The following is a 13,375-nucleotide window of genomic DNA, read 5'->3' as shown; positions in this document are numbered from 1 at the left end:
CCCGGCCTTTATTTGAGGCCGGGTTAATTCATCCGGTTGCGTTGCTTCAGGTAGTACTGCAGGGCTTCGCCCAACGGTTCGTCCATACGGAACAAGTGGTAAAAGATGCCCTGGGACAAGAGTTGCTGGCGGATGGCATCCAAACGATCCTCCATCTGTTCAAGGTAGGCACTGCGGGCCTTCCGGGCGTCCACTTTTACCTTGGCACCCGTTTCGAGATCCTCAAAGGTCACCTGCTTCCCATAGTCGAATTCGAGCTCCGAACGGCCGGCGATGTGCAAAACCACCACCTCGTTCCTGGGCGATTTGATTTCCCGGAGGAACCCGGACAGTTCCGCTTCCCGTTCATACATATCCGTCAGGAAAAACACGAGCTCCCGGGACCCCCTGTCCGGGATCATCCGCGAAGCCCGGGAAGGGTCGGGCCATTTCCCGGACCCGTCCACTTTCAGCAATTCCAGAAGCAATCGATTATAGTGTTTTTTGTCGGTCCCTGAAAACAGGCTCACAACATCCGATTCGTTTAGGGCGAAAAGCCCCACGGCATCCCCTTGCTTCCAGGCCAGGTACGCCAGGGCAGCCACCAGCAGGCGGGCGTACTCCAGCTTGGACAACCGATCTTCCCGGTGCAGCATGGAAGCGCTCGCGTCTACAATAAATTTGACGCCGACCAGGCTTTCGATCTCGGATTGCTTGATATAATACCGGCCGGACCGGGCCAGCATTTTCCAATCGAGCAGGCGGAGGTCGTCTCCGGGTTCGTAGCCGCGGTACTGGCTGAATTCCAGCCCGTGACCAATGCTCAGGCTCCTGTTCAGCCCGGAGGTATAGCCCTCTACGGCAATCCGGGCAATGAGGGAAAGGCCCGCGACGGTGTTGACCACTTCCGGGCGCAACAGGTCGTTGTATTTTTGCCGTCCCCGGGGGCGAAGCCTGTCCGGCCCGCCCTGTTTTTCCGTCTTGCCGCGTTTGCCAAACCTGCTCATCTACGAATCCTTAACGCTCACTGAATCCAGAATTTGTTGCGTGACCCTGTCCGAAGTGATGCCCTCGGCCTCTGCGCGGAAATTGACAAGTACCCGGTGCCGGAGGACCGGGAAAATCACCGACCGGATATCTTCCGGGGTCACTGCAAGCCTTCCGGCCAGCAGGGCATGGGCCTTTGCCGTAAGGATCATGGCCTGGCCCGCCCGCGGGCCGGCACCCCAATCCACCCATTCCCGGACGTACTCCAGCGGGCTGGTGGCCGGCCGGGTGGCCCGGACCATTTCGCTGACATAGGCTATCAGGGCATCGCTGATGGACACTTCCCGGACCAGCTGCTGTAGCCGCAGGATTTCGGCACCGGTGAGCACCTTGTCCACCCGGGGCTTCCGGTTTCCGGTGGTGGCCTTTAAAATATGGGTTTCCTCGGCATCCGTGGGATACCCGATCTTAATATAGAGCAGGAACCGGTCCTGCTGTGCCTCGGGCAATTCAAAGGTCCCGGATTGCTCAATCGGGTTCTGCGTGGCCAGGATAAAGAAGGGGCGGTCCAGTTGGTAGGTCTTGTCGCCGTAAGTCACCTCGAATTCCTGCATGGCCTCCAACAGGGCTGCCTGGGTTTTGGGCGGGGTCCGGTTGATCTCATCGGCTAGGATGATATTGGAAAAAATCGGCCCCTTGTTGAACTTAAAGAACTTCCGCCCCGTACTGTGATCCTCTTCCAGGATTTCCGTACCCAGGATATCCGAGGGCATCAGGTCCGGGGTAAACTGGATCCGTTTAAAAGACAGGTCGATCGCATCCGCCAGGGTGCGGATCATCAGGGTCTTGGCCAGTCCGGGTACCCCCTCGAGCAGCGCGTGTCCCCCCGAGAGGAAAGTGATGAGCAGCTGGGAGACAATCTCCTCCTGGCCGATAATCACCTTGCCGATCTCCGCCTTCAGCTCCCCGAGCTTGCCGGTCAGTCCTTCCACCTCATCGGCAACCCGTTGCAATTCTGTATCCATAGGCTTTATATTAAGATGTTAAGGCATACATGACGATGTTCACCCCAAACCGGGTGTTGTCGATTTTATACCAGCGTTTGTTCCGGAAATCGTAATCCCATTCGCAGCCGTAGTCCTTGTTGCTATACAGCACCCCGATCCGGCCGTCGATGCGGATGGCCTTCAGGTAGTCGTGGACCAGGTCGTCCCCCCACCCATTCAGCTCCTGGGACGTAGTGGGCGGCCCGTCCTCAAACTCGAAAAAAATGGAGTAGAGTTCGTGGTCGTTCGGGATCTTAGCGAGTTCTCCGGGACCGAAGATCTCCTCCATCTGCCGCTCAAAGGATTTGGCAAAAAGTCCGTCGATATCGTGGTTGCAATCGTCGGCAAATACAAATCCGCCGTTGCGGACGTATTTCTCAAAATTCTCCCTTTCCTTACGGGTAAACTCCACGAGCTTGTGCCCCGACAGGTAACAGAAAGGGCTCCGGAAGAGCTCATCGCTTTCCAGGGAGATGATCCGCTCGCGGGTATCGACCCGTAGCGTCGTGTATTCAACCAGGGAATTCAGCAGGTTGGACGGCATGCGCTGGTCCACATCCCAATCGCCGGATTCGTATTGTAATCTCGTAAAGAAAAACTCGTTACTCAATGCGCTGCAGACTTCATTAAATCATTGCCCCTGAAGCGATAAAAAAAACGGGCTGCCCGAGTATGCCGGGCAACCAGTTTTCAGGTCGTTTTCGTTTAAACCGCGTCCGACAGGCTCGTAAAGGTAAAGTCCCGGATCTTCATATACGGGATCAGGTTTCCGTCAATACGCACCTGTTGTCCGAGGGTCTCCAGGTTGTTCAGCATGATGATCGGGCTCTCGTTAAAGCGGAAATTCTTTACCGGGTGCTTGATCTGCCCGTTCTCGATATAGAAGGTACCGTCACGCGTGAGGCCCGTGTAGAGCAAGGTCTGCGGGTCTACACTGCGGATATACCACAGGCGGGTTACCAGAATTCCCCGGTTCGTGCTGCGGATCAGGTCTTCCAGGCTGGCATCCCCCCCGGCCATTATCCCGTTGGAGGGGAACGGTACGGGCTCTACGCCTTTCTGCTCGGCCCAGTACCTGTCGTAGGCGAGGTTTTTGACCACCCCGTTCTCGATCCACATCGTCTTTTTCAGGGGCTGCCCCGACCCGTTCCAGGTAGCCGAGGGCACGTCCGGGTGGAGCGGGTCCGACCAGATGGTCACCCGTTCGTCCACAATCTTCTGCCCCAGCTTGTTGCCCCCGTCCGGGGCGGACATAAAGTTCCGGCCTTCGTCCGCGGAGCGGGCGCTGAAGGAGGAGAACATATTCCCCAGCAAATCGTTGGAAGCGGCGGGCTCCAGGATCACCGTATACTTCCCGGGCTCAATTGCCCTGGCTTCCCGGGACATCACCGCCTTGTCGATGGCGATTTTGGATGCCTCGGCGGCATCGAACTTGTCGACGTCGTTATAGTCGCGGCTCACCCATCCGGAACCCGTACCGTCATTGGTACGCATCGTCACGGTGAACTCCATATCCGTTGCCCGGTTGTAGGCGAACAGCCCGTTGGAATTGATCATCGCACTAAAGCCTTCCGAATCATTGAAAAAGCCGGCAGCTGTTACGTCCTGGGCCGCAGCCGGATCGATGCTGCTGCTGGCCACTTTGGCCCGGTATTCCGGGCTGATATTGGCCGTGGATTCTTTGTAGGTAAGCGAATCATCGTACTCCTGGGGCCCCAAAGGTTCCATGAATTCCGGGTTTTCCGGGGACAGCCTGGCGAGTTCCTCGGCCCGTCGGACCACTTTTTCCAGGGAGGCGTCGTCGAATTCGTCGATGGTGGCCGTCCCGGATTTCTTGCCGAAACTGGATTGGACCACCAGGGTCTGGTTGGAACTGTGCCCCGAGGTGGACACCGTATTCCGGGCGTAACGGATATTGCCGCTGTTGCTCCCGCTCAGGTTGATTTCACAGGCATCGGCCTTGGAATAACTCAATGCCTTTTCGAGAATGGTTCTCGCTTCGTCTTTTGTGTATATAGCCATTGTATAATTTTTAAGGGAAAACCAGGATTAAATGGTCCTGCCTGTGTTGATCACATTTACATCGTTGAACCGGGCGGTGGAGCTGCCGTGAGAGACGGCGCTGATCTGGGAGGGCTGCCCTTTTCCGTCAAAGAAGGAGCCGAAGAGGCGGTAGTCGTTCTCGTCGCAAATCTTCACGCAGGAATTCCAGAACTCCTGGGTATTGGACTGATAGGCCACATCGTCCAGCATGCCGACGATTTTCCCATCCCTGATCTCGTAAAACACGGTGCCCCCGAACTGGAAGTTATACCGCTGCTGGTCGATGGAATACGACCCGCGCCCTGCGATATAGATCCCCTTCTCCACATCTGCAATCATCTGGTCGATGGAATAGGGCTCGCTGCCCGGTTCCAGGGAGACATTCGGCATCCGCTGGAATTGCACGTCGTCCCAGCTTTGCGCGTAGCAACAGCCGTGGGATTCGTTCTGGTCGATCATATGCACCTGGTCGCGGATCGCCTGGTAGTTGGTCAGGATCCCGTTGCGGACCAGATCCCATTTCTTGGTCTTTACGCCTTCGTCGTCGTACCCCACAGCGCCCAGGGAGCCCGGTTGCGTTTTGTCGGCAACGAGGTTTACGATATTGCTGCCGTACTGGAAATCTCCGGATTTCCATTTGTCCAGGGTTGCAAAACTGGTCCCGGCGTAATTTGCCTCGTACCCGAGGACGCGGTCGAGTTCCAGCGGGTGCCCCACGGATTCGTGGATGGTGAGCCCCAGGTGGTTCGGTTCCAGGACCAGGTCGTACTTGCCGGCCTCAACAGATTTGGCGTTGAGTTTTTCCAGTGCCTGCTTCGCGGCCAGGGCAGCGTCCTCCACCATATCGTAGCTGTTCCTGTAGAGTTTAATCCCCGAGGGGCCTTGCAGTTTTTCCGATTCCAGGCCGTCCATATACTCAAAGCCCATTCCCATCGGGGCGCTCATGGCCTGGCGTGTTTTGAATTTTCCCGCCTGGCGGTCAATGGCCGTGACCCCGAAGGTTGGCCAGATCCGGTGGACATCCTGGTCGATGTAGGAACCGTCCGTGGAGGCGAAGTATTTCTGTTCATTGACCATGAAAAGAGCGGAATTCACAAAGCTGGCGCCGTTTTCGATGGCAGCCGCATTGGCGGACAGCAAGAGGTCTACTTTATCGGAGACCGGCACTTCCTTAAAGTCCTTTTTGATGGGCGTTTTCCAGGATACCTCCCCATGGGACTGCACCGGCGCCAGGACCACCGGCTCCTTCTGGATTGTGGAATTCGCCTTGGCAATGGCCACAGCCTGCTCGGTGGCCTTCTTAATGCCGTCCTCCGTGACGTCGTTTGTGGAAGAGAAGCCCCAGGTGCCGTTGGCGATCACCCGGATACCGATTCCAAAGGATTCCGTGTTCACCACATTCTGCACCTTATCCTCCCGGGTAAATACATATTGGTTCAGATAGCGTCCAATCCGCGCATCTGCGTAGGTGGCCCCAAGGGATTTTGCCGTGTTCAGGGCTACGTCAGCCATTCTCTTTTTAACTGCGTTGTCCATACCGGGCGCCAGCAGGGCTTCCTGCGGAATCTCCCGGCCGATCAGCAGGGACGGCATCATAAGCGCACCGGTGCCCAATCCCGCGTACTGGACAAAATTTCTTCTTTTCATAAAATGTGGTTTAATGAGTTTGTGGCCTGCGGAGAAACTGACGCAGCCAGGGGGGCCACTCGGAACGCGCAGGATGTAAGCTGCCATATCCGGCAGTGCTTAAAAATAAAAAGCCCGGTAGAAGAATTATGTTAATCTTAACTTAATATGTTAAAAACCCGCGTTTTTTTAACAGTATGCCCCGCCGGTTCCTATTGCCTGACGACAATCCCGAAGCGGCATCAATAACAATCCATGAGCAGCTGGCCGCTTTTGATATAGCCATCCAGGGTCATGCCCTCTTCGGCTTCCAACAACGACTCGAGGTTGTCCAAAACGCTCCGCTGCATATTGAGGGAGCCGCAAAGCATCAGAACCCCGCCTTCCCGGAGGGTATGCAGGACGGTTTCCCGGTCTTCCAGGACCAGGTCCTGGACGTAGCGTTTAGCGCCCTCACGGGAATAGCAGGTCCGGATATTGGGGCCGCCCTGGGAGAAATTCGGGGTGCCGGCAGCGGGGGGCCCTTCCGGGTCCTGGAGCTGTTTGAGCCAGGGGCTGTAGAGCTTTCCGGATTCGCGTGTCCTCCCGCCCCAGAACAGGTGTACATCTGTACCGTTTGTCTGTTGCATCATGCCCAGGAAGGGAGCTATCCCCGTCCCGTTGGCAATCATCACGGCAGACCGGACATGCCCCGGGAAATGGAACCCGGGGTTCTCCTGGATGGCGGCAGCGATCCGGTCCCCGGCCTGCAGGCTATACAGGTAGGAAGAGCAGCGTCCCCCGGGGTGCCTTCGGATACTCAGTACGATGTCCCCGTCCATGTAGGCGATGGAATACTGCCGATATCCGCTGGCCTTGTTGGGACGGACAGCCAGCAGGTCGCCGGAGGTAAAGGGTTGGTCCGTTTCGGGCCGGAGGGTTAGCAGGAAGGTGTCATCCGCGTTTACCGGGCTCCGGCTGACTACGGTAAACCCGATTTCGTCAAGGGGCTCCGGCTCTGCAGGTGCCTCAAACCCCACCCGTATTTCGGTACGGTCGCCCCAGGCGTTCAGCCAGGTCCGGAAATCCGCCTCGGACTGGTCGTCCACGCGGTAGAGGGGTAAACCTGCCCGGAAACCGGGGTGCGCTTCCAGTTTCTCCTGAACATCGGCTGCGTAGCGACAGAAATCGGGGTACTGGGTGGAGCCGAATCCCACCACGGAAAACTGCAGGGCCGCAGGCTGTTCCACCCGATCGACCTTCGAAAGAAATTTCCGGGCATTGGTCGGGGCTTCCCCATCCCCGTAAGTAGCGGTCAGCACCACCAGCTGCCGGGCATTCGGATAGGTCCTGTAGGCATTCAGCTCCGCCAGGTGTACGGTGCGGCCGGTAGCCCGTATCCCTTCGCAGAGCGACCGGGCAAAGCCAAAGGTGGTCCCGGTTTCCGACCCGACCAGGACCACGACCTCGCTGGAGTCGGGATTCGATATGGACGCCCCATGCGAACCGTCCTTGCGGACCCGGGTATTCTTGCGGCGCCGGAGGGTCATCGCAAAACCGGAATACATAAAGAACAGGATGGAGGCGGATGCCAGCAGGAGCACAATCGACCAGAAAACATTTCCCTGCCCTGTATGCGCCGCAAAGCTGAAGCGGGAGAGCAGGGTGACCATCGGGAAATCCGCCTCGCTGAGGATGGCGCCCGTCATGGGGGAAACGCGGACCTCCCGATCCTTTAATTCAATGAGGTAGTACTCCCCGGGTTCATCCGAGAAGGGAAATTCCACGCGGCGCACTTCGGACAGCGCCCATTCGCCCAGTACCCCTGCCTGCCCAGGTGCGCCTGTGGACATAGCCGGGCCGGAGCCCTCCCCGGTTGGCGGGGAGGCAACTTCCTGGTGGTGCGGTTGGGCTTCGGGTAGCAACTGGAATTTCTCGGCCGACAGGTAGACGCCCGTGAGTGCGACCACCAGGATGGGCACCAGCATCCAGCGGCTCAGGAGCACGTGGTAGCGCATGGCAAAGTAGTCTTTCCGTACCGGGGACAGGATTCGGCGGAAGCCGCCCTGCCGCTGGGCGAGCAAGGCGATGCCACTGACGGCGATGATACAGAGGAGCAGGGATACCAGGCCTACAAAAAAGCGACCGGCACCCTTGAGGAATAGGGAGCGGTGCAGGTTGGTGGAAAAGCTGTAGATAGCCGGCCGCTCCTCCACGGGTCCGAGGGTTTCCCCGGTTCGGGGGTCCACATACACCTCCAGGCTCTCCAGGTCGGCCGTCAGCACGCCGGCCCGGACAAAGCCGGAGCGTTCCACCTCCAGGGTAAATACCTCTTCGTAGTTGGCGGTCAACGCCTCCAGGGCGGTGGACAACGGAACCTCATCCAGGTCGGCCACGGCATATCCGCGGGCCTGGTGGGTAATCGGCTCCAGGGCCAGGATCACGCCCGTAACCGATGCAATCAGCAGGAAGGCCGACGTGGCGACGGCCAGGGCCAGGTGGCTATATCTCCACAGGGACAAGGTCATCCGTCCGGATTATTGGGGCAGCATCCGGATATACCGGATAAAGCCCCTTCCCTCCTTTTTGCTTTTGAGGTTCTCGCTGGTCAGCTCAAATTGCAGGTCGTCGGCATAGTATTCCTGATCCTCCACCGATGTTTCAAACCGCAGCTGGTACCCTGCATCAATTTTATCCGACGGAATCTGCAGGACGCTCACCGAGCGTTCGCCCCCGCTCAGGGTAGCCCCGGATATCCCGTCGATGTCGGGCCGGTACTTGCCATAGAACTGCCACCATTCCGGGATTTCACTGTACCATTCGCTGTCGGTCCCCAGCACCTGCAGGGTTTGCTGGTACTCCCCTTCCTCATCGAGGAGGGAGACCACGATATACGCGCCTTCCCCCGTGTAATTCGTCATCTGGATCAGACACTTTACAGCCGTATTGGCCGGTTGGGCAAATCCCGCCAGCACCAGGCCAGCGGCGGCGGCCATACCGGCGATGAATAACCTGAATTTCATCATCAGTTCAGAAAATTTAAGGTCACCCCGTTCTGGTCCAGGCGCTCATTCTCGCGGGCCAGGTCCAGGGCGGTTTCTTCAAAATCGGTTTGGATAGCCGTATTCGCGCCCAGGCCTACCAGGTAGCGAAGCAACGCATCGTCGGATGCTTTCATGGCCGCAATATGCAGGGCCGTCATCCCCTCTTCGTTCCGGGCATTCACATCCAGGCTTTCGTGGGCCACTTTTTCAAGCAGGGGCAGGCTGTTGGCGTCGGCCGCCAGATGGTACAGCGTATTGCCGCCCGCCTGGGTTTCGTACAGGTTGAAACCGGCCTGTTGCAGGGCTGCCAGTTTCTGGTCATAAACCTCCGGGTGGGAGGCGTCAAAGGACGCGAGCAGGTAAAAGGATATCGAGTTGCCTTTTTCATCCCGGGCCGCAACGTCGGCGCCCGCTTCGATCAGCAGGGAAACCACGGCGGGGTTGTTGCTGCGGACGGCCCGCATCAGGGCTGTCTGCCCAGCGGCATTGGCCGCATCCACGTCGGAGACTTCCCCGGCAAGGATTCCGACCACCTCCGGGGTGTTCCCGGCGGCCGCATTCCCGAAAGGCGTATTGCCCTCGGCATCAGGCTGGTTGGCTATAGCCCCGTGCTCGAGAAAAAACCGGATAATTTCCGGGTCTTTGTCGGAATAGGCCACCCGGTGGAAAGCGCTTTCCCCGGATTTCGACACGGTTGCAGGGTCCAGGCCCAATCCGGCCAGGTATTCGTACAGTTCCAGGCCGTTGCGGTGCCCCCGGGTACCCTGGGCGGCAAAGAAGAAAGCATTGCCCCCGTCGGCATTCGGGGTCTGGTAGTCTACCCCGGCTGCCACCAATTCCTTTAACAGGTCGATATTCCCCGCCCGGGTGGCATAGTTGAACACCCCGTTCCCGTTGGCGTCGGTTTCAGCCAGATCAATCCCTTTTTCCCGGAAGTATGCGAACTCTTCCATGCCGTCCATATAAGGGACGTTCAATAGCAACAAATTAGCCCCGGACTCACTTTTCTGGTTTGCCAGGTTTACCCCGTGGGAAGCAAACAGGTTGTAAATTTCCGTGTTGCGTTGCCCGGTGGAAGCTGCAAATGCCGCCGGGGTGTAGCCGTGGCTGTCGCGCACGTCCGTCCGCGCCCCCTGCTCCAGCAGCCAGGATACCAGTTCGGCATTTCCGGCGTAGGCAGCCCAGTGGATGTAAGTCCGGCTGTCGTGCGTTTTCTTCTCAATGTCGTTCCCTTCCTGCGCGAGCAGGAAGCGGGTTACCTCCGGATCCGCTTTCTCAAGCATGCTGTAGATTACCCCGTCAAAGGCGCTCGATGTCATTTCGGCCGGGTTGTGGCCGTTGGCGATTTCCCGCCTGACATCCTCTACCGTTGGGTCTGCTTTCCAGAAATCCCGGTTCAGGAAGGGATTCTGCTGTTGGGCGGCAACCGGCAGGGCAACCAGCAGGAACAGCAGTGCCCAAACGCGGTTGCGGATAGCCTGCTTCTTTTCGATAACTGTCTTCATCGTGTCTTTTTTACAAATGATTCAATAACGCCGTCAATGGCAGCGGCTTCTTCGTAGCCTTCGGCAAACAAATGCTTGTAGAGCGCCTTGTTGTCTACCTTCTCTTCCAGGACCAGGTTGGCCTTCCGCCCGTAAACCTCATCCCATTTGGCGCGCACCAGCGCCCATTTCTCCTGGTTTTCCTCCCACCAGCCCGCCGCAGCGGCACAGCGGCTGTCCGGGACGCGCACATAGGTATTGTATCCCTTTTCCCGGGCCAGTACCACGTCTTCTTCCCCGGGCTTGCGGATCACCTTGGCGTTGTCCTGGTCGTGGACCCAGCCAAAATCGGTAATCTCATGCCGGTTGCCGCGGACCGTCAGGTTGTAGTCGCTGCGCGTGGTATACTCCCGCCGTGGCAGGGGGGCGTCGGCCGTGTTTTCCCAGAAGCTTTTACCGTCTACATGTACCCAGGTGGCACTGCCTTCGTATCGCGGGCTATCATCCACCTGATAGACTTTTTGGGTCCACTGGCCGGAGACGTCTGCAGCCGGTTTCTCCTCAAACACCCAGACATTGTCGCCGTTGTAGCTGTAGAAATCGGTGTTTTCGAAAAGCCAGTCCTGCCGCCAGTGCTTGACGATATGCGGATCCGACGGGTTGCCCACCTGCAACAGGTGTTGGATGGAAATTTTATCGTCCGCATCGGTGACCAGCTGGGCCCATTCAAGCCCCTTGTCCACCTTGGTCTTGGAGGGCTTATATAAGGAGTCGTTGCTGTAGTTAAACGTCTCGGCAAAATTGAAGGTGACTTCAAAACAGCCGCACATGTTCTTGATGGCTTCCCGGTCTTGTTGTTTTTTTTCGGCCTGACCGCTGACAAAGGCCGTTAACGCCAGGGCAGTGATTAGCAGGAGGTTGGATCGCATGTTCTCAAATCTATTATGGGTTGGACAAAAATCTCGGGGACGAAAATAACTATTTTTATTTATTCTAAATAAGATTAATCAATATATTTGGCTCGCTATTAAGAATTATTCTAAATAAATATCATGAGCCAAAATCGGCCTCCGGTTGCATTCTACTTTTATCTGACCTGCCTGTTTTTCGGATTGAATAGCCTGGGTTCGTGGCATGCCGGGGCACAGGAATCCCCCGGAGAAAACCGGGTTGCAGAGGATTCGATATTGCCTACCTACCTGCAGGAAGTTGTCCTGACTGCCACGCGTACGGAGCGGCAGGTCTCCTCCCTCCCCCTGCCGGTTACCCTGGTATCCGCCGACCGGATTGAAAAGGCGGGGGCTGTGCGGCTCGGGGAAATCCTCAGCGAACAAACCGGGATCATCACCGTCGCCGACGAAAGCGGTTTTGAAGGCGTACAGATCCAGGGCGTTGCTTCGGACTATATCCTGATTTTGATGGACGGGGTCCCGCTGGTGGGACGGAGCGCCGGGAACTTCGACCTCCAACGACTCGCAGTGGGGAATATCAAACAAGTAGAGGTGGTGAAGGGCCCTTCCAGCAGCCTCTACGGCTCGGAAGCGCTTGGCGGGGTCATTAATATCATTACGGAGAAACCGAATACTGAATCCCTGGAAGGTTCGGTAGACTACCGGATAGGACGGTTTGCCCAGCAGGACATGAACCTGAACCTGAAGCAGCGGCGGGGCGCTTTCCGCTACGGGTTGTTCGCCAACCGGTTCTCGAGCGAAGGATACGACCTGACTCCGGAAACCGCCGGCCAGACGGTGAACCCGTTTGAGAATTACACGCTCCAGGGCCGGTTTTACTACGACTTCTCGGATCGGTTTTCCCTGTTTACCTCCTCGCGTTTCTACGACCAGGTGCAGGATGCCGGCCTGTCGGTTGGGGAGACGGACTACGAGGGCGACAGCCACCAGCGGGAGTGGAACTTCCACACCCGGGGGGAACACGCCTGGAGCGACGCCCTGGAAATGGAATACGAATTCTATTACACCAACTTTCAGGCAGACGAGCGCCTGGCCGACCCGCTGACGGATACGGTCCTGAGCGACAGCGATTTTGACCAGCGCCTGCTGCGGCCGGAAATCCGGGGCACCTATACCCTCAATGGGGGTGGAAAACTCACCGCGGGGACCGGGCTGCAATTCGAACAGCTGGACCGGACGTATTTCGACAGGGCCGTCAGCTTCGGCTCCCAATACGTCTATGCCCAGTACGATTTCAACCCGGTGGATCGGCTGAATGTCATTGCCGGCGCCCGGTACGACAACCATTCGGAGTACAACGACCAACTGAGCCCCAAACTGGCAGTCCGCTACCGGCTGTCCGACGTCACGGCCCTGAAGGCATCCGTGGGCTATGGGTTCAAAGCCCCGGATTTCCGCCAGCTCTATTTTGACTATACGAATTCCACGGTGGGCTATACGGTGCTCGGATACAATGTGGCCGGCCGCAAACTCACCGAACTCGACGAGCAGGGCCAGATCAGCCAGATCGTCGTCCCGATTTCCGACCTGGATGCGCCCCTGCAAGCCGAAAGCTCCGTGGGGTACAACGCGGGCATCGCATTTCGCCTGAAACGCTGGAATGCCGAACTAAACCTGTTCCGCAACGATTTCAGCAACCTGATCGACACCCGGATCATCGCTCGGAAAACCAATGGCCAAAACGTGTTCAGCTATGTGAATTTTGACGAGATATTCACCGCGGGGGCAGAGGTGAATGCCACCTACAAGCTATCGGAAAATATCAGCCTGAACGCCGGCTACCAGTTGCTCTATGCTTACGACAAAACCCAGCGCGAAGCAGTGGCGGATGGCTCGGTTTTTGCCCGGGATGCCACCAACCAGACCGTGGCGCTCAGTCGGTCGGATTACTTCGGGCTGCCAAACCGATCCCGCCACAATGCAAACCTGAAACTGTATTACGACATCCCCGATTGGGGCCTGGATTTCAACTTCCGCCTGCTTTACCGGAGCCGGTACGCCCAATTCGACACAAACGGCAATGGGCTGATCGATTCGTACGACACGAGTTTTGTGGACGGGTATGCCCTGGCGCACGCAGCGGTGAGCAAAACATTCCTGAAAGACTTTACCCTGCAGGTTGGGGCCAACAACCTGTTTGGCTATACGGACCCGGATATTCCCACCCAACCGGGAAGGGTCCTCTTTACGAAAATCAATTATCAATTCTAATTATT

At 57.5% G+C, this 13,375-nt stretch carries 10 protein-coding genes; 1 reads left to right on the top strand and 9 read right to left on the bottom strand.

The genetic code is table 11. The features are described from left to right. Positions 1-23 precede the first annotated feature (23 nt). From RB2501_RS06050 to RB2501_RS06010, 9 genes are all read right to left on the bottom strand, one after another. The gene (locus tag RB2501_RS06050) at positions 24-986 is read right to left on the bottom strand and encodes a DUF58 domain-containing protein (protein ID WP_015753879.1); all 963 of its coding nucleotides are present in this window, start codon (positions 984-986) and stop codon (positions 24-26) included. Further along, positions 987-1,991 carry an AAA family ATPase gene (locus RB2501_RS06045; protein WP_015753878.1) on the bottom strand — a complete coding sequence of 335 codons (1,005 nt, stop codon included), beginning with the start codon at positions 1,989-1,991 and terminating at the stop codon, positions 987-989. It lies immediately after the preceding gene. 10 nt (positions 1,992-2,001) lie between these two features. Then, entirely contained in the window at positions 2,002-2,622 is a 621-nt protein-coding gene (locus tag RB2501_RS06040) for a DUF4159 domain-containing protein (protein WP_015753877.1), read from the bottom strand. A 95-nt stretch (positions 2,623-2,717) separates the two neighbouring features. Beyond that, positions 2,718-4,034: a TldD/PmbA family protein gene (locus tag RB2501_RS06035; protein ID WP_015753876.1), complete on the bottom strand. Its 1,317-nt coding sequence runs from the start codon at positions 4,032-4,034 to the stop codon at positions 2,718-2,720. Between the two features lie 27 nt (positions 4,035-4,061). Then, complete coding sequence (locus RB2501_RS06030; RefSeq protein ID WP_041327026.1) at positions 4,062-5,702, bottom strand: TldD/PmbA family protein; 1,641 nt, start codon at positions 5,700-5,702, stop codon at positions 4,062-4,064. A 221-nt stretch (positions 5,703-5,923) separates the two neighbouring features. Continuing rightward, complete coding sequence (locus RB2501_RS06025; protein WP_015753874.1) at positions 5,924-8,188, bottom strand: PepSY domain-containing protein; 2,265 nt, start codon at positions 8,186-8,188, stop codon at positions 5,924-5,926. Between the two features lie 9 nt (positions 8,189-8,197). Continuing rightward, a complete protein-coding gene (locus RB2501_RS06020; protein ID WP_015753873.1) occupies positions 8,198-8,686 on the bottom strand; it encodes a DUF2271 domain-containing protein in 489 nt (162 codons plus the stop codon). Next, on the bottom strand, positions 8,686-10,209 hold the full coding sequence (locus tag RB2501_RS06015; protein WP_015753872.1) for an ankyrin repeat domain-containing protein: 1,524 nt from the start codon (positions 10,207-10,209) through the stop codon (positions 8,686-8,688). Before RB2501_RS06015 ends, RB2501_RS06020 begins: the two co-directional genes overlap by 1 nt. After that, on the bottom strand, positions 10,206-11,117 hold the full coding sequence (locus RB2501_RS06010; protein WP_015753871.1) for a DUF6607 family protein: 912 nt from the start codon (positions 11,115-11,117) through the stop codon (positions 10,206-10,208). The genes RB2501_RS06015 and RB2501_RS06010 overlap by 4 nt, the downstream gene beginning before the upstream one ends. Positions 11,118-11,240: 123 nt before the next feature. Here RB2501_RS06010 and RB2501_RS06005 point away from each other — a divergent pair, with 123 nt between their 5' ends. After that, positions 11,241-13,370: a TonB-dependent receptor plug domain-containing protein gene (locus RB2501_RS06005; RefSeq protein ID WP_015753870.1), complete on the top strand. Its 2,130-nt coding sequence runs from the start codon at positions 11,241-11,243 to the stop codon at positions 13,368-13,370. Positions 13,371-13,375 lie beyond the last annotated feature (5 nt).

Origin of the sequence: Robiginitalea biformata HTCC2501 (assembly GCF_000024125.1) — a bacterium.
Classification (GTDB): domain Bacteria; phylum Bacteroidota; class Bacteroidia; order Flavobacteriales; family Flavobacteriaceae; genus Robiginitalea; species Robiginitalea biformata.
Note: the sequence above shows the minus strand (reverse complement) of the source record. Positions and strands in the feature narration are given on the sequence as shown.

Coding starts and splice junctions, on each gene's coding strand:
- RB2501_RS06050 (WP_015753879.1), bottom strand. CDS start 986: ATGAGCAGGTTTGGCAAACGCGGCAAGACGGAAAAACAGGGCGGGCCG.
- RB2501_RS06010 (WP_015753871.1), bottom strand. CDS start 11,117: ATGCGATCCAACCTCCTGCTAATCACTGCCCTGGCGTTAACGGCCTTT.
- RB2501_RS06005 (WP_015753870.1), top strand. CDS start 11,241: ATGAGCCAAAATCGGCCTCCGGTTGCATTCTACTTTTATCTGACCTGC.
- RB2501_RS06020 (WP_015753873.1), bottom strand. CDS start 8,686: ATGATGAAATTCAGGTTATTCATCGCCGGTATGGCCGCCGCCGCTGGC.
- RB2501_RS06025 (WP_015753874.1), bottom strand. CDS start 8,188: ATGACCTTGTCCCTGTGGAGATATAGCCACCTGGCCCTGGCCGTCGCC.
- RB2501_RS06015 (WP_015753872.1), bottom strand. CDS start 10,209: ATGAAGACAGTTATCGAAAAGAAGCAGGCTATCCGCAACCGCGTTTGG.
- RB2501_RS06045 (WP_015753878.1), bottom strand. CDS start 1,991: ATGGATACAGAATTGCAACGGGTTGCCGATGAGGTGGAAGGACTGACC.
- RB2501_RS06035 (WP_015753876.1), bottom strand. CDS start 4,034: ATGGCTATATACACAAAAGACGAAGCGAGAACCATTCTCGAAAAGGCA.
- RB2501_RS06030 (WP_041327026.1), bottom strand. CDS start 5,702: ATGAAAAGAAGAAATTTTGTCCAGTACGCGGGATTGGGCACCGGTGCG.